The organism is Mycobacterium sp. E3305, assembly GCF_001666785.1.
Lineage (GTDB): Bacteria > Actinomycetota > Actinomycetes > Mycobacteriales > Mycobacteriaceae > Mycobacterium.
On the sequence record NZ_LZJA01000145.1, the window covers coordinates 55,596 to 78,759 of the forward strand.

Here is a 23,164-nt window from a genome sequence, read left to right on the forward strand (position 1 = left end):
CCTAGCGCCTTGCCGTGGTCGCCCCGAAATCGCCCCGGGCTGAAATGTCCCTCCTACCAGGCCGCGGTCGTAACGCTGTGGCGAGATATCGAACGAAAATCCGCCACCAGGTTACGACCGCCTCGACTTGTCGGTGTGACTCAGCACACTTTCGCCATGACGGATCCTTTCGTGGGCAGTGAAGCCCGCGCCGCGCGGCTGGTGACTCGCCATGAGCTCCGAACTCGGTACATTGCGCTGCACCGGGACGTCTACATGCCCAGAGATACGGAATTGACCGCTGTGTTGCGCGCCAAGGCGTCCTGGCTGCGATCGCGGCGACGAGGCATCCTGGCAGGCTTCTCGGCCGCCGCGCTCCATGGTGCTCGCTGGATCGACCCCGGCGCGACTGCCGAGATCATCGATTGCAACCGCCGACGGGCCGCGGGAGTGCGGGTCTGGGAAGAGCGCGTCGAAGCCGACGAGATCACGGTCGTCGACGGGATGCGTGTCACTACGCCGGCCCGTACGGCCCTTGACCTGGCGAAGCGCCATCCGAAGGAAACCGCAGTCGCCGCCATCGATGCCCTCGTGCAGGCGACCGACCTGAAGATGGCCGACGTCGAGCCCCTACTCGAGCGGTATCGGGGGCGCCGGGGAATGAAAGCTGCTCGCCTCGCCCTCGGACTCGTCGACGGTGGGGCGCAATCGCCCAAGGAGACCTGGTTGCGGCTGCTGTTGATTGTGGCCGGGTTTCCGGCTCCGCAGACACAGATCCCTGTGCTCAACGAATGGGGCTGCGTCGTGGCGTATTTGGACATGGGCTGGGACGACATCAAGGTCGCTGTCGAGTATGACGGCGATCAGCATCGCTCGAGTCGCTATCAATACGTCAAGGACGTCCGCCGGCTGGAGATGCTCGAGCGTCACGGGTGGATTGTCGTCAGAGTCATCGCCGAACATCACCGCGACGAAATAATCCGCCGGGTCAGCGAGGCGCGCGCTTCGCGAATGTAACCACACTGCGAAAATCCGGGCCGGCAATCGCAGCCAGCTTACGCTCGCGGGCTGGAACCCTAATTACGTCGGCAGGCGGCGGTTGATGAGGAGGGCGGCGAGCGCGGCGAGCGCCAACACCAGCGCCCCGAGCCGAACCCAGCCCACGCTGGCGTCGCCCTTGATGGTCTCGTAGCCGATCTGCTGCTGCAGCGTCGCGTAGACCGCCTTCAGCTCCGCCAGGCTGGCGGCGTTGTACCAACTGCCGCCGGAGAGCTCGGCGACCTTCTTCATCGTCGTGTCGTCGACGGGAACGGGCTGGCGCTGGTCGTTGATCTCGACGAAGCCGTACGGGGTGCCGAACGAGATCGTCGAGATGGGCACGCCCTGGTCCTTGGCGGTGCGCGCGGCAGTGAAGGCGCCCTTCGGGTTGTCCGGATTGGTCGGCATCGTCTCCTTGCCATCGGAGAACAGCACGATGCGCGCCGGTGGCGGCTTGTCGCCGCCGCCGATCACCGCGCCGACCGTCGCGATCGCCTGCAACGCGGTGAAGATGCCCTCCCCGGTGGCGGTGCGGTCGGCGAACTGCAACTTGTCCAGCGCGTTCTTCGTCGCGTCGCGGTTGGTCGTCGGCGACACCAGCACGGTGGCTGTGCCCGCGTACTCGATCAGCCCCAGGTTGATGCCCGGGGTCAGCTCGTCGGCGAACTGCTTGGCCGCCTCCTGCGCGGCCGCCATCCGGTTGGGCTGCACATCGGTGGCGCGCATCGACTGCGACACGTCGATCACCAGCATCACCACCGCCCGGTTGCGGGGAATGCGGACGTCGTTGGTCGGCCCCGCCATCGCGATGGTGAACAGCACCAGCGACGCCACCAGCAGGATCGCCGGCACGTGCCGCCAGCGCGAAGGACGTTGGGGCGCAACGCTTTCCAGCAGCTCCATGTTGGCGAAGCGCAGCATCCTTCGCTGCCGCGCCAGCTGCATGAGGATGTACATCGCGGCCAGCCCGAACACGACCAACAGGAACAGGAAGAACCAGGAGTGTGCGAAGCCGGACAGCGATATCGGCCCGAGCAATGGCAGTGTCATAAAACCGTCTTGGTGTGTCTGTGCGCCTCGGTCAAAGTGCCCGTCACTGCCGTCCCGCCATCGCCCCGCGCCGGCGGGACTCGACGAAGCGGACGATGTCGGCGATCCAATCGCGGTCGGTGCGCAGGGTCAGTATCGGCGCCCCGCAGCTGCGCACGGTGCGCGCCACCTCGGCGCGGTGCGCGGCGGCAGCCTTGGCAAAATCGTCGCGCAGCTGGGGATCGATGGTGAACTCGCGGGTGACCCCGGATTCGGCGTCCTGCAGCACGACGTCACCGATGTCGGGCAGCTCGACGTCGCGGGGGTCGAGCACCTCGACGGCCAGCACCTCGTGGCGGGCCGCGATCGCCCGCAGCGGGCGCATCCAGTTGATCGGCCCCAGGAAGTCGCTGATGATCACCGCCATGCCGCGGCGGCGTTCCGGACGGCGCAGCGCGTCGATGGTCGTCGCCAGATCCCCGCGCACGCCGACCGGCGCCCTCGGGGTGGTGGCGATGGTGCGCAGCAGCGTCTGTTCGTGCTGCCGCCCGGAGCGCGCCGGAACCCGAGTCGTGGTCTGGCCGTTGGAGATCAGCGCCCCGAGCCGGTTGCCGCCGCCGCTGTTGAGGAACGTGATCGCGGCAGCTGCCGCCACGGCCAGGTCGCGCTTCTCGCAGCCCACGGTGCCGAAATCGAGGCTCGCCGACATGTCGACCACCAGCCACGTCTCCAGCTCACGGTCGGCGATCATCTGCCGGACGTGGGGGTGCGTGGTGCGCGCCGTGACGGCCCAGTCCATCCTCCGGACGTCGTCACCGGGCTGGTACTCGCGCGATTCGCCCGGCTCGGAGCCCGGTCCCGGGATCAGCCCGAGATGGTCACCGTGCAGGACGCCGTCGAGCTTGCGCTTGACCGTCAGCTCGAGTTGCCGCAGCGCCGCCGCCAGCTTCGGGTCGACGATCTGCCCGCGCTGCATCGAGGGCGGGTGTGGCACCGCCGGCTGCTTGGGGTCGGTCACCGACCGCTAGCCGCGCCGGCGGGCTGCATCACCGGGGGCACCGACTGCCCCTGCTGCGGAACGGCGTTGACCTGAGGCAGGGCGACCGTCTGCAGGATCCGGTTGATGACGATCTCCGACGAGATCTCGTCGGCGAGCGCGTCGTAGGTGAGCACCAGGCGGTGCCGCAGCACGTCGGGAATGACATCGACGACATCCTGCGGAATCACGTAGTCGCGGCCACGCACCAGCGCCAGCGAGCGGGACGCGGCGATGATGCCCAGCGAGGCGCGCGGGGACGCACCGAACGAGATCCACGTCTTGACGTCGTTCATGCCAAGCTGCTCGGGATGGCGGGTGGCGGTCACGACGCGCACCACGTAGTCGACCAGCGCGTGGTGCACGAAGCCGTTAGCCGCGATGTCCTGCAGCCGCAACAAGTCGCCGGTGTTGAGGATCTGCTTGGGCTCGGGCGGCCGCACACCCATCCGGTAGATGATCTCCCGCTCTTCTTCGGGCGACGGGTAGCCGACGTTGATCTTGAACAGGAAGCGGTCCCGCTGGGCCTCGGGGAGCGGGTACACGCCCTCGTGCTCGATCGGGTTCTGGGTGGCCATCACCAGGAACGGGTTGGGCAATGGGAACCTCTTGCCGCCGATCGACACTTGGCGTTCCTGCATGACCTCCAGCAACGCCGACTGCACCTTGGCAGGCGCACGGTTGATCTCGTCGGCGAGCAGGAAGTTCACCACCACCGGGCCGAGCTCGGTGTCGAACTCCTCCTTGCCCTGCCGGTAGATGCGGGTACCGATGATGTCGGTGGGCACCAGGTCGGGCGTGAACTGGATGCGGGCGAACGTGCCGCCCACCACCTTGGCGAAGGTCTCGACGGCCAGGGTCTTGGCCACACCTGGGACACCTTCGAGCAACACGTGGCCCTTGGAGAGCAGGCCGACCAGCATCCGCTCGACGAGCTGGTCCTGGCCGACGATGATCCGCTTGACCTCGAAGATGGCCCGCTCCAGCGTGTGCACCTCCGCGGCCAGGCCATTACCACCGCCCGACGGCGCCTCATGGGCCGGCGAGCCGGCAGGACCACCCGGGCCCGAGTAACCGCTGGCGCCCTGAGGCGGCCCACCTGCTGCTGTCATCAATAACCCTCCACAGCTCATTCGGACACGACTGCTTGCACCACCACTGTCGTGGGGCCGCGACGTGCCCGCGTCCAACTATTCCAGGCCCGCCGGATTCCGTCGACGCTGGTGGTTCGCCCCCGGCATCCAGCCGGGCGACCCGCCCAGCAACGAACCTGGATCAGTACTCGATGATCCTAGTCAGGAACGGCGTCATGCCGGGCTTGCGAACCGGGCTGACGGTGACGTGACCGGCGAGGCTGGACGCCTCCAGCATCTGGCCGTTGCCCAGATACATCGTCACGTGCTGGCCGCCGTTCGGGCCGTAGAAGATCAGGTCGCCGCGCCGCGCCTGGTCGGGTGGGATGTGCCGGCCGGCGTTGTACTGGTCACCGGAGAACCGGGGAATCAGGACGCCGACGCCGGCGAAGCCGTACCGCATCAGGCCCGAGCAGTCGAAACCGGTGATGTTCGCGCCGTCGCCGACGCCCTTGCTCGGGCCGTCCAGCGAGCCACCGCCCCACGAGTAGGGCACGCCCATCTGCGAGCCCATCCGCTTGATGACGTACTCGATTGCCTGACGGCCGTAGACCCGCGGGATCTTGCCGCCCGGGTTGGTGGGGCTTGCCGCAGTGGGAGCGGGATCCCCCAGGATGTTGATTCCGAGGCCGCCCAGGAACTGCCTGCCCAGGTCCATCGTCGTTTGGGTCGCCTGGGCGGTGGCCTGCAGCGACGCGTTGGCGACGGCGAGCGGGTCGCCCGGGGCGCCCGCGCTGATCGTCGCCGGCAGGGTGGGGTCCCAGGCGCCGGGGTCGGCCACGGCGACGGGCGCCGGGGCGGCGACCGACAACATCAGCCCGGTCACCACGGTGGTGATCCAGGCGAGGTTGATCAGGCGAATCCGCTTGCGGCGCATGGCTCCCCGTTCGATTTTCATTCGTTCACCACTCGATGTAGCGGACCACGTAGGGCGTCATGCCGCTCGTGCGCACCGGCGCGACGCGGACCTTCAGCCCGATGTCGGGGGCCTCGAGCATTTGCCCGTCGCCGAGGTAGATCGTGACGTGCTGGCTGCCGCCGGGGCCGTAGAAGATGACGTCGCCGCGGCGCATCTGCGAGGACGGGATCTTGCGGCCCAGGTTGTACTGCGAGCCCGAGTAGTGCGGCAGCTTGATGCCCACCCCGGCGAACGAGTACAGGACCAGGCCCGAGCAGTCGAAGCCGGTGATGCCGGCGCCCGAGTCGATGCCCTTGCTGGGCCCGGCGGCGTTGCCGCCGCCCCAGGAGTACGGCACGCCGATCTGCGACATGCCGCGCCGGATCACGTATTCGGTGGCCTGCCGGCCGTACACCCGCGGGATCCGCCCGGAAGTCCCGCCGGGGGCGGCATTGGTGATGCCTGTGTCGTCGGGCTTGAGGATGCCGAGCTGCTGCAGGAAGTTGCGGCCCAGTCCGGCGGTGACCTGCGTCGAGGTGGCCGAGATCCCCAGCACCTGGTTGATGACCGCGATCGGGTCGCCGGGGACGTTGGCGCTCGGGATCATCGGCAGGGTCGGGTCCCAGGCGCCGTCCCAGCGGCGGGCCCCGGTGTGCGGCGCCGGCGCCCCGGGCGAGCCGGTCTCCCACCGGTCGCCCGAGCTCGGGGTGGCGGGACCGCCCGGGCCGGTCGACCACTGCCGTTGGGCGGCTTCGAGTTTCGCCTGCGCCTCGTCGCGTTCGGCGGCCAGCCGGGTGACCTGTTCGCGCTGTTCGTCGAACTTGCGCTTGGAATCGGTCAGCGCCGCCACCGCGGCGTCCTGGCTGCCTTTGGCGTCGGCGGCGGCCTTGTCGGCCTTCTGCTTGGCCAGCCGAGCCGCCGATTCCTTGTTCACCTGTTCGGTTCGCGCCTGCTGCAGCCTGGTCATCACCGTTTGGGAGCTCGCGGACAGGGTCTTCGCGGCGGCCTCGGTGGCGATGATCTCGTCTGGGCTGGTGGCGGTCAGGTAGCTGCTCGACGGGCCATTCATGTAGGTGGCGGCGGCGAACGTGTCGAACCGCTGTTGCGCCGCGGCGATCGCGGTGTTGGCGTCTTTGACCGCCTGCTGGCTGGTCTCGAGGTCGCGTTGGGCCGCGGCGACGTTGTCCCGGGTGGTCTCGACGTCCACCAGGGCTTTGTTGACGCTCTCCTGTTCCGTCTGGATTTCGGCGCTCAGATTCTCCAGGCGCTGGTTCGCCTTCGCGACGTTGGCGATCAGACCGGCCAGGCTGTCGGCGGCGGGGTCACCTTGGGCGAGCCCGGGCGTACAGAGCAGCAGGGCCACGCTCACGACTGATGGCACGACCGGCCGGACGAGCCTCGCGACCGGTTGCGCAGCGGAGCCCCGGCGTGTGCGTCTCATTCGACTCAGGTCTCCTACGGCTCAACGCGACGGGCGGCGCCGGCCACAGGGCTCTCAAGAGGCGCCAAAGACAACACCAGCATCATTTGCACCGTACGTCACACTATTGGGCGTGCAAACGCTCCACAGAAATCGCACTCTTGACGTGCGTTTAATGTGACCGAACGGTGACCTGCCGGGTTTGCCGCAGCGGCCGATGAGAGAGTGGCCGGCGGGACCTGTCGCGCCGGAAAGCGGGGCTAGGCCGTGTTCGTCGGCGTCACTTCCTGCGCCCCCGCCGAATCCGACGGAGTTGCTGATCGCCTGGCGCGCAGCTGCAGGAGGCGGGTGCCGACGGCGGCCGCGAAGACCGCGAGCAGCAGGAAGATGGTGAGGCCCGTCCACGGGAATTCGTGGCCCTCGAGCTCGCCCACGAAATGCTGCGCCGAGACCACCGGGTTGCCGGTCTTGGCGATGTCCTCGCCGGCCTCCAGCGTGACCCGCGGGAATTGTGTGCTGTAGCTACCTACGTAACTCGGGCTGAGCGTCAGGACGGTCGAGTCGTGGTAGTCGGCGCCGACCACGGTCGAGATGTCGCGCAACGGGGTGTCGTTCGGGGGGTTGTGGTCAAGCAGGACGATCTTGAGGTTGATGCCGTGTGCGCGCGCCTGGTTGACCACATCGAGCAGCTCGGGCAGGGCCGCGGGCGGCGCGCTGACGCCGTCGGCGGCAACCTGCGCCTTGATCGCGGCCATGTCGACGTCTTGCGGAATGTAGAGCGGCAGGACGAAGGATTCGTGCCCGGTCATTTCGCCTCCCTGACTAGTGCTACCGGCACCGTACGCGACGCGGGTTCGCGATCGCCCGCCCGGCGGGCAGGCCGGCCTCGCCGCCAGCCGCGCCGCCCTTGCGGTCACGACACATAAACCACGCACACGACACGCCGGCGCGGGTGTGCGAGGTTTATGTTTCGAGAGCATCCGCCCGGCGCCGCGCCCGGGCACGAGGTCACGGCGCTTCCGAGAGAGTCCGCCCCGAGGGGTTTAAACCGTCGGGCTACGCGACAAGACTGGACCTACGGACGCCCCGCCGTAATGCAGGACAAGCGTACTGTTAAAGTAGCACCGCACCGCCGGCACGGCCCGTCGGCGGAAGAACTAAATCCTTGGGAGTTGAAGTGAGTAAAGAAGATTCTGTGAACTCGTTCGGAGCGCGCGACACCCTCAAGGTCGGCGACAAGAGTTACCAGATCTATCGTCTCGACGCCGTACCCAACACCGAGAAACTCCCCTACAGCCTCAAAGTCCTCGCCGAGAACCTGCTGCGCAACGAGGACGGCAGCAACATCACCAAAGACCACATCGAGGCCATCGCGAACTGGGATCCCAAGGCCGAACCCAGCATTGAGATCCAGTACACGCCCGCCCGCGTCGTGATGCAGGACTTCACCGGCGTGCCCTGCATCGTCGACCTGGCGACCATGCGCGAGGCGATCGGCGACCTCGGCGGCAAGGCGGAGAAGGTCAACCCGCTGGCGCCGGCCGACCTGGTGATCGATCACTCGGTGATCGCCGACCTGTTCGGCACCCCCGACTCCTTCGAGCGCAACGTCGAGATCGAGTACCAGCGCAACGGCGAGCGTTACCAGTTCTTGCGCTGGGGCCAGGGCGCTTTCCGCGACTTCAAGGTGGTGCCGCCGGGCACCGGCATCGTGCACCAGGTCAACATCGAATACCTGGCCAGCGTGGTGATGGACCGCGACGGGGTCGCCTACCCCGACACCTGCGTGGGCACCGACTCGCACACCACGATGGTGAACGGCCTGGGCGTGCTGGGCTGGGGCGTCGGCGGCATCGAGGCCGAGGCCGCGATGCTCGGTCAGCCGGTGTCGATGCTGATCCCGCGAGTCGTCGGATTCAAGCTGACCGGTGAGATCCAGGCCGGCGTCACCGCCACCGACGTGGTGCTGACCGTCACCGAGATGCTGCGCAAGCACGGCGTGGTCGGTAAGTTCGTCGAGTTCTACGGCGAGGGGGTGGCCGAGGTGCCGCTGGCCAACCGCGCCACCCTGGGCAACATGAGCCCCGAATTCGGTTCCACCGCCGCGATTTTCCCGATCGACGAGGAGACCATCTCCTACCTGCGGTTCACCGGCCGCTCCGACGAGCAGCTCGCCCTGGTCGAGGCGTACGCCAAAGAGCAGGGCATGTGGCACGACCCGAAGCACGAGCCGGCCTTCTCCGAGTACCTCGAACTCAACCTGTCCGACGTGGTGCCCTCGATCGCCGGACCGAAGCGCCCGCAGGACCGAATCGCGTTGTCCGACGCGAAATCCACGTTCCGCGCGCAGATCGGCGACTACGTCGGCGACGACCCCGACAAGAAGGAGTACTCCAAGCTCGACGAGGCCGTCGACGAGTCCTTCCCGGCCAGCGACCCCGGCGCGCTGGAGAACGGCCACGCCGACGACGCCCCGAAGTTCGAATCGGCTGCGGCACATGCCAAGGGCCGGGTGAGCAACCCGGTTCGGGTGCGCTCCGACGACCGAGGCGAGTTCGAGCTCGACCACGGCGCGGTGGTGATCGCGGCCATCACGTCGTGCACCAACACCTCCAACCCCGAGGTGATGCTGGGCGCGGCGCTGCTGGCCCGCAACGCCGTCGAGAAGGGGCTGGCGTCCAAGCCGTGGGTGAAGACCACGATGGCACCGGGCTCCCAGGTGGTCCACGACTACTACGACAAGGCCGGCCTGTGGCCGTATCTGGAGAAGCTCGGCTTCTACCTGGTCGGCTACGGCTGCACGACGTGCATCGGGAACTCCGGCCCGCTGCCCGACGAGATCTCCAAGGCGATCAACGACAACGACCTGTCGGTGTCCGCGGTGCTGTCCGGCAACCGGAACTTCGAGGGCCGCATCAACCCCGACGTGAAGATGAACTACCTGGCGTCCCCGCCGCTGGTGGTCGCCTACGCGTTGGCGGGGACCATGGACTTCGACTTCGAGTCGCAGCCGCTGGGTCAGGACAAGGACGGCAACGACGTCTTCCTGAAAGACATCTGGCCGTCGCAGAAGGACGTCTCGGACACCATCGCCTCGGCGATCAGCCAGGAGATGTTCACCAAGAACTACGCTGACGTCTTCAAGGGCGACGAGCGGTGGCGCAACCTGCCCACCCCGAGTGGCAATACGTTTGAGTGGAACCAGGATTCGACGTACGTCCGCAAGCCCCCGTACTTCGAGGGGATGGCGGCGGAGCCCGAGCCCGTCGGTGACATCACGGGCGCCCGGGTGTTGGCGCTGCTGGGCGACTCGGTGACCACCGACCACATCTCCCCCGCGGGCGCCATCAAGCCGGGCACCCCGGCCGCGCAGTACCTCGACGAGCACGGCGTCGAACGCAAGGACTACAACTCCTTCGGCTCCCGGCGCGGCAACCACGAGGTGATGATTCGCGGCACATTCGCCAACATCCGGCTGCGCAACCAGTTGCTCGACGACGTCTCGGGTGGCTACACCCGCGACTTCACCCAGGACGGTGCCCCGCAGGCGTTCATCTACGACGCGGCGCAGAACTATGCGGCGCAGAACATTCCGCTGGTGGTGCTGGGCGGCAAGGAGTACGGCTCCGGTTCGTCTCGGGACTGGGCCGCCAAGGGCACGCTGCTGCTGGGCGTGCGGGCGGTGATCGCCGAGTCGTTCGAGCGCATCCACCGCTCCAACCTGATCGGCATGGGCGTGATCCCGCTGCAGTTCCCCGAGGGCAAGTCCGCCAAGGAATTGGGGCTGGACGGCACCGAGGTGTTCGACATCACCGGCATCGAGGCGCTCAACGACGGCAAGACGCCAAAGACGGTGCACGTCAAGGCGACTAAAGATGGCAAGGACGCCGTCGAGTTCGACGCGGTGGTGCGCATCGACACGCCCGGGGAGGCCGACTACTACCGCAACGGCGGCATCCTGCAGTACGTGCTGCGCAACATGCTCAAGTCGTAGCCGTCGTCGCCTGTGCCCAAAGTCAGCGAGGATCATCTGGCGGCCCGCCGCCGCCAGATCCTCGACGGTGCCCGCCGTTGCTTCGCCGAGTACGGCTACGACAAGGCCACGGTGCGGCGGCTGGAGACGGCCATCGGGATGTCGCGTGGCGCGATCTTCCACCACTTCCGCGACAAGGACGCGCTGTTCTTCGCGCTGGCGCACGAGGATGCCGAGCGGATGGCCGACGTGGCGTCGCGCGAGGGCCTCATCCAGGTGATGCGCGACATGCTCGCCGCGCCCGACCAGTTCGACTGGCTGGCCACCAGGCTCGAGATCGCACGCAAGCTGCGCAACGACCCCGAGTTCAGCCGCGGCTGGGCGGAGCGGTCCGCGGAACTGGCGGCGGCGACAACCGACCGGTTGCGCCGGCAGAAGGAGGCGCACCGGGTGCGCGACGACGTTCCCGGCGACGTGTTGCAGTGCTATCTGGAGTTGGTACTCGACGGCCTGGTGGCGCGGCTGGCGTCAGGCGAGGATCCGCGGCGATTGTCCGCGGTGCTCGACCTGGTGGAAAAGTCCGTGCGCCGCAACGACTCTGGCCCGCAGGAGTAGCGACGCCGCGGCGCTACACTTGTGCGGATCGCGCGGTGCGGTTGGGGCCGCCGCGGCTGCGCATCGTGGCACCCGCCTGCAGCAGCAGGCTGTGAATCGATCCGTAGGACCTGCCGGTCGAGGCGACCAGCGTGCGGATGCTGGCCCCGCCCTCGTAGGCGTTCCGTAGCTCGGACAACAACTCCTCGCGGGTCTTCTTCGACCTTTGCGGTGTCCTTTTCATGGATGTCCTCCGCGGCTGAGCACGATCGCAAGCACCTAAGAGTAGGAACCCGTCGTCGGCCGCGGGCCGATTTGGACGAAAAGCACCCGGGAGTCAGGCCAGTTCGATGAGGTCTCGGTAGTCGTCGGACCAGAAGTCCTCGGTGCCGTCGGGCAGCAGCACAACCCGTTGCGGGTCAAGCGCCTCGGCCGCGCCGGGATCGTGCGTCACGAGCACCACCGCGCCCTGGTAACTGCGCAGCGCGTCGAGCACCTGTTCGCGCGAGGCGGGATCGAGGTTGTTCGTCGGCTCGTCGAGCAGCAGAACGTTCGCCGTCGACGCCACCAGCCCGGCCAGCGCGAGCCGTGTCTTTTCGCCACCCGACAGCGTGCCCGCCGGTTGGTCGAGCTGCGGTCCGCTGAACATGAACGCGCCCAGCAGGCTTCGCAGATCCTGCTCGCCGGTGTCGGGCGCGGCGTGCCGGATGTTCTCCCACACGCTGGCGTCGTTGTCGAGGGTGTCGTGCTCCTGCGCGAAATAGCCCATCCGCAAGCCGTGGCCGGGCTCCAGCCCACCGGTGTCCGGTTGCTCGGTGCCGGCCAGCAGTCGCAGCAGCGTCGTCTTGCCGGCGCCGTTGAGGCCGAGGACCACCACCCGCGAGCCGCGGTCGATGGCCAGGTCCACGCCGGTGAACACCTCGAGCGACCCGTACGACTTGCTCAGTCCCTTGGCCACCAGCGGCGTGCGCCCGCACGGGGCGGGGGTGGGGAACTTGATGCGGGCGACCTTGTCGGCGACCCGCTCCTCGTCGAGCGCGGCCATCATCCGGTCGGCGCGACGCAGCATGTTCTGGGCGGCAACGGCTTTCGTGGCCTTGGCACCCAACTTGGCGGCCTGCGTGCGCAGCGCGGCGGCCTTGCGTTCGGCATTGGCGCGCTCACGGCGGCGCCGTTGCTCGTCGGTGGCCCGGGCGTCCAGGTACTTCTGCCAGCCCATGTTGTAGACGTCGACCTCGCCGCGCACGGCGTCGAGAAACCACACCCGGTTGACGACGTCGGCGAGCAACTCGACGTTGTGACTGATGATCACCAGCCCGCCAGTGTGGGCGCGCAGGAAATCGCGCAGCCAGCCAACCGAATCCGCGTCCAGGTGGTTGGTGGGCTCGTCGAGCAGCAGGGTGGTCTCTGAACCTGAAGCGCCCGCTCCGCCTTCCGACGCGGCGAACAGGATCCGCGCCAGCTCCACCCGGCGCCGCTGCCCGCCCGACAGCGTGCGCAGCTTCTGCGTCAGCACCCGGTCCGGCAGGCCGAGACTCGCGCAGATGCGGCTGGCCTCGCTCTCGGCTCCGTAGCCGCCCAGCGCCACGAACCGCTCCTCCAGCTGCCCGTATCGGCGAATGGCGCGGTCGCGCGCCTCGTCGTCGGCGACCTCGGCCATCAACGCCTGCTGCTTTTCCAGGTCGGTGAGCAGAACGTCCAGGCCGCGGGCCGACAACACCCGGTCGCGCGCCAGCACGTCGAGGTCGCCCTCCTTGGGATCCTGTGGCAGATAACCGATTTCACCGGCGCGCAGCACCGACCCGGCGTACGGTTCGGTCTCGCCGGCCAGGATGCGCAGGGTGGTCGTCTTGCCGGCGCCGTTGCGCCCGACCAGCCCGATCCGGTCGCCGGGCTGCACGCGCAGGTCCGGCCCTTCGGGTGAGAGCAGGATGCGCGCACCGGCGCGGACCTCGAGGTCCGTGGCAGTGATCACATCTACTCCCTGATGTCGTGGCTACTTGTCGTCGGTGAAAACCGCGGGGCGTCGCTCCGCGCGCGCGGCAACCGCTTCTTCGAAGTTGGCGGTGAGCAGACGAACGAACAGCTGACCCAAGCCTTCGGCTTGCATGTGCCCCTCCAGGCTACCGGCGTCCAGTCCACTCCACAGTGTGCGCTTGGTCAATTCGATTCCCGGCCGCGAGAACGCCGCTATCCGGGCGGCGATCGCGTAGCAGGTGTCCAGCAGCTGTTCGTCGGGCACCTGGCACGACACCAGCCCGATTCGCTCGGCCTCCTCGGAGGTGACATCGCGGCCGGTCAACATGATTTCGAATGCCCGCGACGAGCCGATCGCCCTGGGCAGGAGGTAACTGAGCCCCAGCTCGCTGGCGGTCAGGCCGTTGTTGATGCCGGCCGCGCGAAAATACGCGCCGGTCGCGGCGACCCGGATGTCGGCGGCCAGCGCCAGACACAGCCCCCCGCCGATCGCCGGGCCGTTGACCGCGGCGATGACGGGCTGATGCAGGCGGCGCAGCCCCAGGATGACCTCGTCGAGGACCTCCATGGACCGCAGCGCGTACGTGGGGCGGGTCAGGCCCTCGACGTGGGGCACCGAGCCCGCGGACTTGTGGTCCGCCCCGGAGGAGAATCCCCGGCCGGCGCCGGTCAGCACGACCACGCGCACGGAATTGTCGTACCTGACCTTCTCCAGCGCCTCTTTGAGCGGCACCATGACGTCGAACGCCATGGAATTCATTCGCTCGGGCCGATTGAGGGTTATCAGCGCGACACCGGGCCGCGGGTGCTCTACCAGTACCAGACTCACCCAAGCAACCTAGCGTGTAGCTGCGCCCCGCCCCGCGTGAGCCGCGGCGTCGGAGCTATTCGGCCTGGCCGGCCTCGGCGGCGTCGACGTCGAAAGCCTTGATTTGCTGAACCAGGTCTTCAAGCGCCGCCGGCGGCAGCGCCCCGGCCTGGTTGAACAGCAACTTGCCCTTCTTGAAGGCCATCAGGGTCGGGATGGACCGGATCTGGGCCGCGGCGGCCAGCTGCTGTTCGGCCTCGGTGTCGACCTTGGCGTGCACGATGTCGGGGTGCTTCTCCGCGGAGGCCTGGAAAGTGGGCCCGAACTGGCGGCACGGCCCGCACCAGGACGCCCAGAAATCGACGAGCACGATGTCGTTGCCCTCGATGGTTTCGTTGAACTTCTCAGCGGTGAGATCGAGTGTGGTCACGTTTGCTGTAACGCCGGGGCGCGACGTGGTGTTCCCGGGCGAGGAGCCGGCCGGGGTTGCGCGAGGCCCCCGCACCCGCTTTTCCCGGCCGCAACCGGCGGGTAACCCGCCCGCCGCCGTCCGTAGGTTACGGTTGCGTACGTTTTCCCACGTCGGAGACACTGAGCGGACGATCCGCCGCGTCGAGGGACCAGTGAGGGAATCGCGTTGGGCCATTACATCGCTAACGTCCGTGATCTCGAGTTCAACCTGTTCGAAGTGCTCGATGTGGGCGCCGTGCTGGGCACCGGGCGCTACAGCGACCTCGACGCGGAAACGGTGCGGACGATCCTGGACGAAGCCGCCCGCCTGGCCGAGGGCCCCGTCGCCGAGTCCTTCGCCTTCGCGGACCGCAACCCGCCGGTCTTCGATCCGGCCACCCACGCCATCAGCGTGGCGCCCGAATTGGCCAAGACGGTGCAGGCGATCAATGAGGCCGGCTGGTGGCGACTGATGCTGGACGAAGAAATCGGCGGCATGGCCGCCCCGCCGCCGCTGGCGTGGGGCGTCAACGAGATGATCATCTGCGCGAACCCGTCCGCGAACTTCTTCAGCCTCGGCCCGTTGATGGCGCAGGCCCTGTTCGTCGAGGGCAACGAGCAACAACGGCGCTGGGCGGCCGAGGGCGTGGAGCGCGGCTGGGCGGCCACCATGGTCCTCACCGAGCCCGACGCGGGCTCCGACGTCGGGGCCGGCCGCGCCAAGGCCATCGCGCAACCGGACGGCACCTGGCACATCGAGGGCGTCAAGCGTTTCATCTCGGGCGGCGACGTGGGCAACACCGCCGACAACATCTTCCACCTCGTGCTCGCGCGCCCCGAGGGCGCCGGCCCGGGAACCAAGGGGCTGAGCCTGTTCTACGTGCCCGAATACCTCTTCGACCCCGAAACGTTCGAACTGGGACCCCGCAACGGGGTGTTCGTCACCGGGGTGGAGCACAAGATGGGGATCAAGTCCTCCCCCACGTGTGAATTGACCTTCGGCGCAACGGATCTGCCCGCTGTCGGTTACCTCGTCGGCGACGTGCACAACGGGATCGCGCAGATGTTCACCGTGATCGAACACGCGCGCATGACGATCGGCGTCAAGGCCGCCGGCACGTTGTCCACCGGTTACCTGAACGCGCTGGCGTTCGCCAAAGAGCGGGTGCAGGGTGCCGACCTCACGCAGATGTCCGACAAGACGGCGCCGCGGGTCACGATCATCCACCACCCCGACGTGCGTCGCAGCCTGATGACGCAGAAGGCCTACGCCGAGGGTTTGCGCGCCCTGTACATGTACGCCGCCGCGCACCAGGACGACGCTGTGGCCCAACATGTTTCGGGTGCCAACCACGAGATGGCGCACCGCGTGGACGACCTGCTTCTGCCGATCGTGAAAGGCGTGAGCTCGGAACGCGCCTACGAGATCCTGACGGAATCGCTGCAGACGCTGGGCGGTTCGGGCTTTCTGCAGGACTACCCGCTGGAGCAGTACATCCGGGACTCCAAAATCGATTCGCTCTACGAGGGCACCACGGCCATCCAGGCGCTGGATTTCTTCTTCCGCAAGATCGTGCGCGACCGCGGCGAGGCCCTGCAGTTCGTGACGGCTCAGATCACCGCGACGATCGATGCGTGCGACGAGGCGCTCAAACCGCAGGCCGAGCTGCTGCAGACGGCACTCGACGAGGTCACGGCGATGACGGGCGCGTTGACCGGGTACCTGATGTCCGCCGCCCAGCATCCCACCGAAATCTACAAAGTGGGGCTCGGATCGGTGCGGTATCTGCTCGCGGTCGGCGATCTGCTTATCGGGTGGCGGCTGCTGGTGCAGGCCGCGATCGCGCACGCCGCGCTGGCGGGCGCGGACGGGAACGACGCGGCGTTCTATCGGGGCAAGGTGGCCACGTCGGCGTTCTTCGCGAAGAACGTGCTGCCCAAGCTCACGTCCCTGCGCAAAGTCATCGAGTCCATCGACGACGAGGTCATGCGCGTGCCCGAACAGGCGTTCTGACCAGGCCGCATTACACACAGGTTAGCTACAGCTCCAACTGGTAATACCCATTCCGTTGGGTCCCACCACGATTGGAGAAACCTCGATGCCTGCCAGCTGTCCGACGCCCCGGCTCACCCGGTTAGCGGTCCTCACGGTCGCGGGGGTCACCGCGCTGTCCGTCGCCGCGTGCAGCTCGTCCAACAAAGCGAGCCCGACGACGTCGACGTCGACGTCCACCTCGGTGGTGACCTCGACGACCACGTCCCCCGCTCCGGCCAGCGGGGAAGCCCGGGTTAGCGGCCTGATCGCGTCGGTGGCGGGCAACTCCATTCAGGTCACCAAGGAAGACAACTCCGCGGCCGCGGTGAACTTCACCGCGACCACCAAGGTCACCGAGACCACGCCCGCCGCGCTGACCGACGTCACCTCCGGCAGCTGCGTGACCGTGCGGCCCATTCAGGAAGCTCAGGGCGGCCAGCCCGTCACGGCGGCGGCCGTGAAGGTCAGCCCCTCCGTCAACGGCGCCTGCCCCGCCAAGCCGGCGGGGCAGGGTTCCGCGCCGAGCTCGACCACCCCGGCGCCCCCTGGCTCGCCCGCCCCGGCGCCCAAGCCGGCGCCCGTGCGGGGCTCGGTGGCCTCCGTGTCGGGTAACACGATCAACGTCACCGGCACCGACCCGAGCGGCAACACCACCCAGACCGCGGTGACGGTCGACGACAAGACCAAGTACAGCAAGCAGGCCTCCGCGACCACCGACGCGATCGCGCAGGGTAAGTGCCTGTGGGCCCGCGGAACGATGGACAACGGCACGCTGCAGGCGACCAGCATCAACGTCCGTCAGGCCAACGACGGAAAGTGCGGCGGCAAGCCCAAGCAGCCCGGCCAGGGCGGCTGACGGACCAGCTGAGATAACCGTCACACGGGCGGGCGCGGTTATCACAACCGCGCCCGCCTGGGTATTCGCTGTCAACGGCCAACGCGATCGGAGCTGTAACGATGCCTGCCACCTCGGTGAACACCCGGCTGGCTCGGATCGCGCTCGTCGCCGTCGCCGCGGTCATCATCCTGAGCGTCGCGATGTGCCGGTCGAGCCATACCGACACCGGCAATGCCGCCAAGCCGTCGGCGCCCACGGCGGCCCCGCCCAGCCCACCGCCGAGCGCGGCCCCGCCCCCGGCGCCACCGCCCGTGGGCAAGGACTACGTCGAAGGCATGGTCCAGTCGGTGGCTGGCGACAAGATTCAGCTCAGAACACGCAGCGGTTCGGCGACGGTGGACTTCGCTCCTGCGACTCCCGTCTTCCAGGTGGCCCCGGCCAAGCTCCCCGATGTCACCCCGGGTAGCTGTGTGAACGTGCGGGCCACCCCGCAAAGTTCACCGGCCGCCGGCGTGACCGCGCAGACCGTCATGATCACGACGGCCGTCGACGGCAAGTGCCCGCCGCCCGCCGGCTTCTACGGCACGGTCGCGTCGGTGTCGGGAAACACCATCGCCGTCAACGGGATTGGGCCCGGCGGCCCAACCACGGTGACCGTCAACGACGCGACGTCCTACAAGAAGCAGACGATCAGCAACACCCAGGCGATCACGAACGGCACGTGCATGGGGGCTCAGGGGACGAACGACGGTGGCGCGCTGCAGGCGACGACCATCAGCCTCGAGCAGTGCCCACCGATGGGGCGCCCCCACCACCACTTGCACCTGCCGCACCTGCCCTTCCACCTTTAGCGGGGATCGCAAGCGCGGCGAAGCCGGGCGCAGCGGGTCCCCGCCATCAAACCCAGCGGGGATCGCAAGCGCGGCGAAGCCGGGCGCAGCGGGTCCCCGCCATCAAACCCAGCGGTGGCGCGCTCAGGCGCTTCAGACGGTGAAGCCGAGGGCGCGCAATTGTTCTCGGCCGTCCTCGGTGATCTTGTCGGGGCCCCACGGCGGGTTCCACACCCAGTTGATCCGCAGGTCGTCGACCAGACCGCTGCTGACGAGCGCGCTGCGTGACTGGTCCTCGATGACGTCGGTGAGCGGGCACGCCGCCGAGGTCAACGTCATGTCGATAAGGGCGACGGTTCCGTCGTCGCCCTCTTCCACGTTGAGCCCGTAGACCAGGCCGAGATCGACGACGTTGATGCCCAATTCGGGGTCGACGACGTCGCGCATCGCCTCCTCGAGGTCGGCAAGGAATTCGTCATCCGGTGCGGCGGTCTCGCTCATCTTTCTCCTCCTCGAAGTCCGCGGCCGTATCCGAGCAGACCTGGGCCAACGCGTCCTTGAACGCCATCCACCCCAGCAGCGCGCATTTCACCCGGGCCGGATACTTGGCCACCCCGGCGAACGCGATCCCGTCGCCGAGGACGTCCTCGTCGCCCTCGACGGTCCCGCGTGAGGACACCATCTCGGTGAACGCGCTGACGGTCTTCAGGGCCTCGGGCACGGTCTGACCGATCACCTGCTGGGTCAGCACCGAGGTGGCCGCCTGGCTGATCGAACAGCCCTGGCCGTCATAGGAAACATCCGTGACGCGCTGACCGTCGTCGGACAGTGCGACCCGCAGGGTCACCTCGTCACCACAGACCGGGTTGACGTGAGAAACCTGCGCGCCGAACGGCTCCCGCAGCCCCCGGTGCTGGGGGTGCTTGTAGTGATCCAGGATCACGTCCTGATACATCTGCTCCAGGCGCACGGTCAGTCTCTCCCGAAGAATTCGAGCGCCCGCCGCACGCCGGCCACCAGCCGCTCGACCTCGTCGGCGGTGTTGTACACGGCGAACGATGCCCGGGCGGTGGCCGCCACGCCGAACCGGCGGTGCAAGGGCATCGCGCAGTGATGCCCGACGCGCACCGCGACGCCGTCGTCGTCGAGTACCTGCCCGACGTCGTGCGCGTGCACGCCGTCGACGACGAACGAGACGGGCGAGCCACGGTTTTCCATCACGGTCGGCCCGATGATCCGCACGCCCTCGATGCCCGAGAGGCCCTCGAGGGCAGCGGCGACCAAATCGCGCTCGTGCGCTTGGACCGCGTCCATGCCGATGGCGTCCAAATAGCGTGCGGCCGCGCCCAACCCGACGACCTGCGAGGCCATCGGCGTGCCGGCCTCGAACCGTTGCGGCGCCGGGGCGTAGGTCGACGTCTCCATGGTCACGGTCTCGATCATCGACCCGCCGGTGAGGAACGGCGGCAGCTCCGAGAGCACCTGGCGGCGGCCGTAGAGGGCGCCAACTCCGTTGGGGGCCAACATCTTATGGCCGGAGAACGCGGCGAAGTCGACGTCCAGCGCGTGCAGGTCGACCGGCTCGTGCGGCACCGACTGGCACGCGTCCAGCACCGTCACGGCGCCGACGGCCTTGGCGCAGCCGACCAATTCCGTCACCGGCGCCACCGCGCCGGTGACGTTCGAGTGATGGCTGAAGGCAACGACTTTCACGCGCTCGTCGAGCTCCAGCGAGTCCAGGTCGATGCGCCCGTCGTCGGTCACGCCGTACCAGCGCAGCGTGGCACCGCTGCGTCGGGCCAGCTCCTGCCACGGCACGATGTTGGCGTGGTGCTCCAGCTCGGTGGTGACGATCACGTCTCCCTCGCCGACGGCGCGCTCGAACCTGTTGTCACCCAGCACGTATGACGCCAGGTTGAGCGCCTCCGTGGCGTTGCGGGTGAAGACCAGCTCATCGGCGTGGACGCCGACGAAAGCCGCGATGTCGGCGCGGCCCTGCTCGTAGGCGTCGGTCGCCTCCTCCATCAGCTGGTGCGCGCCGCGATGGACCGCCCCGTTCGAGGTGACCAGGAACTCGCGCTCGGCGTCGAGCACCTGCAGCGGGCGCTGCGACGTCGCGCCGGAATCCAGGTACGCCAACTGCTTTCCGCCGCGCATCACGCGCTTGAGGATCGGAAAGTCAGCGCGGATGGCGTCGACGTCCAGTGCGGTCATGCCTACGCTCCCGCGGCCGCCGCTCGCGGGGATCCCAAGCGCGGCGAAGCCGGGCGCTGCGGGTCGCCGCCATCGGTCTGGGTGAAGCGCACGTAGCCGTTCTCCTCGAGCTCGTCGGCCAGCTCCGGGCCGCCGGATTCGACGATCCGGCCCCCGACGAACACGTGCACGAACTGCGGGCGGATGTAGCGCAGGATCCGGGTGTAGTGGGTGATCAACAGGATGCCGCCGTGCTCGGCCTCGGCGTAGCGGTTGACGCCCTCGCTGACCACCCGCAGCGCGTCCACATCCAGGCCGGAGTCGGTCTCGTCGAGGATCGCGATCTTGGGCTTGAGCAGACCCAGCTGCAGGATTTCGTGGCGCTTCTTCTCGCCGCCGGAAAACCCTTCGTTGACACTGCGTTCGGCGAACGCCGGGTCGATGTCGAGGTCGGCCATGGCGGCCTTGACCTCCTTGACCCAGTGCCGCAGTTTCGGCGGCTCGCCGCGGACGGCGGTGGCGGCGCTGCGCAGGAAGTTCGACATCGACACGCCGGGCACCTCGACGGGGTACTGCATGGCCAAAAACAGGCCGGCGCGGGCGCGTTCGTCGACGCTCATGTCCAGCACGTTCTCGCCGTCGAGCGTGATCGAGCCGGACGTCACCCGATACTTCGGGTGACCGGCGATGGCGTAGGACAGCGTGGACTTGCCCGAGCCGTTGGGGCCCATGACCGCATGCGTCTCACCGGACTTGACGGTCAGGTTGACGCCGTTGAGGATTCCGATCTCGCGGCTGCCCTCGGGGGCGTTGGGATCTTCGACGCTGACGTGCAGGTCTTTAATTTCCAAAGTCGTCATGACGCTGTTGTCTTCTCCGTGATTTCCAGTTCGTGTTCGATGGCGGCGGTCAGGCGTTCGCGGATGTCCGGCACGGCGATCTTGGCGATGATCTCGCCGAAGAAGCCGCGCACCACCAGGCGGCGCGCCTGGTCCTCGGGGATGCCGCGGGCCCGCAGGTAGAACAGTTGCTCGTCGTCGAAGCGTCCGGTGGCACTGGCGTGTCCGGCCCCGACGATCTCGCCGGTCTCGATCTCCAGGTTGGGCACCGAGTCGGCGCGCGCCCCGTCGGTGAGCACCAGGTTGCGGTTCACCTCGAAGGTGTCGGTGTCGGTGGCCTCGGCGCGGATCAGCACGTCGCCGACCCAGACGGTGTGGGCATCGGGAAGATGCGAGGACGGATCCCCTTGCAGCGCACCCTTGTACAGCACGTTCGACTTGCAGTTGGGTTGCGCATGGTCGACCAGCAACCGCGATTCGAGGTGCTGCCCGTCGTCGGCGAAGTACAAGCCGAGCAGCTCCGCGTCCCCGCCCGGGGCGGCGTAGCGCACGTTGGCCGACATTCGCACCACCTCGCCGCCCAGGGTGACGGCGACGTGGCGCAGCACCGCGTCCTTGCCCAGCTTGGCGTGATGCGCGCTGACGTGCACCATGTCGTCGGCCCAGTCCGCGACCCACACCACGGTGAGGCGGGCGGCGTCGCCGACGATGAACTCGACGTTGTCGGCGTAGGTTCCGCTCCCGCGGTGGTCGATCACCACGACCGCCTCGCCGAGTTCGGCGACGCCGATCTGCAGGTGCCCGTAGGCCACGGCCCCGGCGCCCGGCCCCGTCACGGTGATGTTGACCGGCTCGGAGACCTGCACGTCCCGGCCGACGCTTACCAGCGTCGCGGAATTGAACGACGAAAACGCTTGGGCCGCAACCCGATCGGTGGGCACGCCGGCGCGGCCCAGCCGCTCGTCGCCGCGGTGCAGAGTCTCGACCTGCACGCCCGGTTGCTCGCCGACGCTGATCTGCGCCTTGCCGGTGGCCTGAGCCGAGCCGTCGTGCAGCCCGCGCAGCCGCCGCAGCGGGGTGAACCGCCAGATCTCGTCACGCCCGCTGGGCACCTCGAAGGCGTCGACGTCGAAGGACGCGAACAATTCGCCCTTGTTGGCGGCGGTGAGGGCCGAACCCTCAACCGCTTCAGTCACGTTCGTCACTAGCCGACCGAGCCTTCCATCTGCAGCTCGATGAGCCGGTTGAGCTCCAGGGCGTACTCCATCGGCAGTTCCTTGGCGATGGGCTCGACGAAGCCGCGCACCACCATGGCCATGGCCTCGTCCTCGGTCAGCCCACGGCTCATCAGGTAGAACAGCTGGTTGTCGCTGACCTTGGACACGGTGGCCTCGTGGCCCATCGTGACGTCGTCCTCGCGGATGTCGACATAGGGGTAGGTGTCGCTACGGCTGATCGTATCGACCAGCAGCGCATCGCATTTCACGCTGGAACGCGAGCCGTGCGCGCCCTTGTTCACCTGCACCAGCCCCCGGTAGGAGGTGCGGCCGCCGCCGCGGGCCACGGACTTCGAGACGATGTTGCTCGACGTGTTGGGCGCCAGGTGCAGCATCTTGGCGCCGGCGTCCTGGTGCTGGCCCTCCCCGGCGAAGGCGACCGACAGGACCTCACCCTTGGCGTGCTCACCGGTCATCCAGACGGCCGGGTACTTCATGGTCACCTTGGACCCGATGTTGCCGTCGACCCACTCCATGGTGGCGCCGGCCTCGGCGCGCGCCCGCTTGGTGACCAGGTTGTAGACGTTGTTCGACCAGTTCTGAATCGTGGTGTAACGGCAACGGCCACCGGGCTTTACGATGATCTCCACCACCGCCGAGTGCAGCGAGTCCGAGGTGTAGATGGGCGCGGTGCAGCCCTCGACGTAATGCACGTAGGCGTTTTCGTCGACGATGATCAGGGTCCGCTCGAACTGGCCCATGTTCTCCGTATTGATCCGGAAGTAGGCCTGCAGCGGGATGTCGACGTGCACGCCCGGCGGAACGTAGATGAAGGACCCACCGCTCCACACCGCGGTGTTCAACGCGGAGAACTTGT

The 23,164-nt window shown here is 68.0% G+C and carries 22 protein-coding genes; 6 read left to right on the forward strand and 16 right to left on the reverse strand.

Annotation, left to right across the window (positions count from 1 at the left end):
• The first annotated feature begins 156 nt into the window (after nt 1-156).
• On the forward strand, nt 157-996 hold the full coding sequence (locus A5701_RS13515) for a type IV toxin-antitoxin system AbiEi family antitoxin (protein ID WP_067754032.1): 840 nt from the start codon (nt 157-159) through the stop codon (nt 994-996).
• 63 nt (nt 997-1,059) lie between these two features.
• Here A5701_RS13515 and A5701_RS13520 read toward each other — a convergent pair whose 3' ends face one another.
• The 6 genes from A5701_RS13520 to A5701_RS13545 all read right to left on the reverse strand — a co-directional run bounded on the left by A5701_RS13520 (nt 1,060) and on the right by A5701_RS13545 (nt 7,342).
• Complete coding sequence (locus tag A5701_RS13520; RefSeq protein ID WP_067754035.1) at nt 1,060-2,067, reverse strand: VWA domain-containing protein; 1,008 nt, start codon at nt 2,065-2,067, stop codon at nt 1,060-1,062.
• 43 nt (nt 2,068-2,110) lie between these two features.
• The gene (locus A5701_RS13525; protein ID WP_067754038.1) at nt 2,111-3,064 is read right to left on the reverse strand and encodes a DUF58 domain-containing protein; all 954 of its coding nucleotides are present in this window, start codon (nt 3,062-3,064) and stop codon (nt 2,111-2,113) included.
• Nucleotides 3,061-4,194, reverse strand: coding sequence for a MoxR family ATPase (locus A5701_RS13530; protein WP_067754041.1), 1,134 nt, complete (start codon nt 4,192-4,194; stop codon nt 3,061-3,063). The genes A5701_RS13525 and A5701_RS13530 overlap by 4 nt, the downstream gene beginning before the upstream one ends.
• A gap of 163 nt (nt 4,195-4,357) precedes the next feature.
• A complete protein-coding gene (gene ripB / locus A5701_RS13535) occupies nt 4,358-5,092 on the reverse strand; it encodes an NlpC/P60 family peptidoglycan endopeptidase RipB (RefSeq protein WP_067754115.1) in 735 nt (244 codons plus the stop codon).
• 25 nt (nt 5,093-5,117) lie between these two features.
• Nucleotides 5,118-6,554, reverse strand: coding sequence for an NlpC/P60 family peptidoglycan endopeptidase RipA (ripA, locus tag A5701_RS13540; RefSeq protein ID WP_067754043.1), 1,437 nt, complete (start codon nt 6,552-6,554; stop codon nt 5,118-5,120).
• 239 nt (nt 6,555-6,793) lie between these two features.
• A complete protein-coding gene (locus tag A5701_RS13545; protein WP_067754046.1) occupies nt 6,794-7,342 on the reverse strand; it encodes a DUF6676 family protein in 549 nt (182 codons plus the stop codon).
• A gap of 368 nt (nt 7,343-7,710) precedes the next feature.
• On the opposite strand from A5701_RS13545, the gene A5701_RS13550 reads away from it, so the two are divergent.
• Nucleotides 7,711-10,527 (forward strand): aconitate hydratase, encoded by a 2,817-nt coding sequence (locus A5701_RS13550; RefSeq protein ID WP_197504974.1) that lies wholly within the window; start codon nt 7,711-7,713, stop codon nt 10,525-10,527.
• A 12-nt stretch (nt 10,528-10,539) separates the two neighbouring features.
• Nucleotides 10,540-11,121, forward strand: a complete 582-nt coding sequence (locus A5701_RS13555) for a TetR/AcrR family transcriptional regulator (protein WP_067754056.1) — start codon at nt 10,540-10,542, stop codon at nt 11,119-11,121.
• Nucleotides 11,122-11,134: 13 nt separating this feature from the next.
• On the opposite strand, the gene A5701_RS13560 is transcribed toward A5701_RS13555, so the two are convergent.
• The 4 genes from A5701_RS13560 to trxA all read right to left on the reverse strand — a co-directional run bounded on the left by A5701_RS13560 (nt 11,135) and on the right by trxA (nt 14,315).
• The gene (locus tag A5701_RS13560; protein ID WP_067754059.1) at nt 11,135-11,344 is read right to left on the reverse strand and encodes a helix-turn-helix domain-containing protein; all 210 of its coding nucleotides are present in this window, start codon (nt 11,342-11,344) and stop codon (nt 11,135-11,137) included.
• Nucleotides 11,345-11,437: 93 nt separating this feature from the next.
• Nucleotides 11,438-13,075, reverse strand: a complete 1,638-nt coding sequence (locus A5701_RS13565; RefSeq protein ID WP_067754062.1) for an ABC-F family ATP-binding cassette domain-containing protein — start codon at nt 13,073-13,075, stop codon at nt 11,438-11,440.
• A gap of 21 nt (nt 13,076-13,096) precedes the next feature.
• On the reverse strand, nt 13,097-13,906 hold the full coding sequence (locus A5701_RS13570; protein WP_067754065.1) for an enoyl-CoA hydratase: 810 nt from the start codon (nt 13,904-13,906) through the stop codon (nt 13,097-13,099).
• A gap of 55 nt (nt 13,907-13,961) precedes the next feature.
• Nucleotides 13,962-14,315, reverse strand: coding sequence for a thioredoxin (trxA, locus tag A5701_RS13575; RefSeq protein WP_067754068.1), 354 nt, complete (start codon nt 14,313-14,315; stop codon nt 13,962-13,964).
• Nucleotides 14,316-14,522: 207 nt separating this feature from the next.
• On the opposite strand from trxA, the gene A5701_RS13580 reads away from it, so the two are divergent.
• The 3 genes from A5701_RS13580 to A5701_RS13595 all read left to right on the forward strand — a co-directional run bounded on the left by A5701_RS13580 (nt 14,523) and on the right by A5701_RS13595 (nt 18,059).
• On the forward strand, nt 14,523-16,349 hold the full coding sequence (locus tag A5701_RS13580; RefSeq protein ID WP_067754071.1) for an acyl-CoA dehydrogenase: 1,827 nt from the start codon (nt 14,523-14,525) through the stop codon (nt 16,347-16,349).
• An 85-nt stretch (nt 16,350-16,434) separates the two neighbouring features.
• Nucleotides 16,435-17,226: a DUF5666 domain-containing protein gene (locus tag A5701_RS13590; RefSeq protein ID WP_197504975.1), complete on the forward strand. Its 792-nt coding sequence runs from the start codon at nt 16,435-16,437 to the stop codon at nt 17,224-17,226.
• Nucleotides 17,227-17,327: 101 nt separating this feature from the next.
• Nucleotides 17,328-18,059, forward strand: a complete 732-nt coding sequence (locus A5701_RS13595) for a DUF5666 domain-containing protein (RefSeq protein WP_067754080.1) — start codon at nt 17,328-17,330, stop codon at nt 18,057-18,059.
• Between the two features lie 132 nt (nt 18,060-18,191).
• On the opposite strand, the gene A5701_RS13600 is transcribed toward A5701_RS13595, so the two are convergent.
• From A5701_RS13600 to sufB, 6 genes are all read right to left on the reverse strand, one after another.
• Nucleotides 18,192-18,539: a metal-sulfur cluster assembly factor gene (locus tag A5701_RS13600; protein ID WP_067754083.1), complete on the reverse strand. Its 348-nt coding sequence runs from the start codon at nt 18,537-18,539 to the stop codon at nt 18,192-18,194.
• Nucleotides 18,514-19,014, reverse strand: a complete 501-nt coding sequence (sufU, locus tag A5701_RS13605) for a Fe-S cluster assembly sulfur transfer protein SufU (protein ID WP_156670084.1) — start codon at nt 19,012-19,014, stop codon at nt 18,514-18,516. Before sufU ends, A5701_RS13600 begins: the two co-directional genes overlap by 26 nt.
• The gene (locus tag A5701_RS13610) at nt 19,011-20,252 is read right to left on the reverse strand and encodes a cysteine desulfurase (protein ID WP_067754089.1); all 1,242 of its coding nucleotides are present in this window, start codon (nt 20,250-20,252) and stop codon (nt 19,011-19,013) included. Before A5701_RS13610 ends, sufU begins: the two co-directional genes overlap by 4 nt.
• Before the next feature lie 2 nt (nt 20,253-20,254).
• Nucleotides 20,255-21,091: a Fe-S cluster assembly ATPase SufC gene (gene sufC, locus A5701_RS13615; protein ID WP_067754092.1), complete on the reverse strand. Its 837-nt coding sequence runs from the start codon at nt 21,089-21,091 to the stop codon at nt 20,255-20,257.
• On the reverse strand, nt 21,088-22,275 hold the full coding sequence (gene sufD, locus A5701_RS13620) for a Fe-S cluster assembly protein SufD (protein ID WP_067754095.1): 1,188 nt from the start codon (nt 22,273-22,275) through the stop codon (nt 21,088-21,090). The genes sufC and sufD overlap by 4 nt, the downstream gene beginning before the upstream one ends.
• A partial coding sequence (sufB, locus tag A5701_RS13625) for a Fe-S cluster assembly protein SufB (RefSeq protein WP_067754099.1) occupies nt 22,275-23,164 on the reverse strand: 890 nt, incomplete at its 5' end. The genes sufB and sufD, both read right to left, overlap by 1 nt.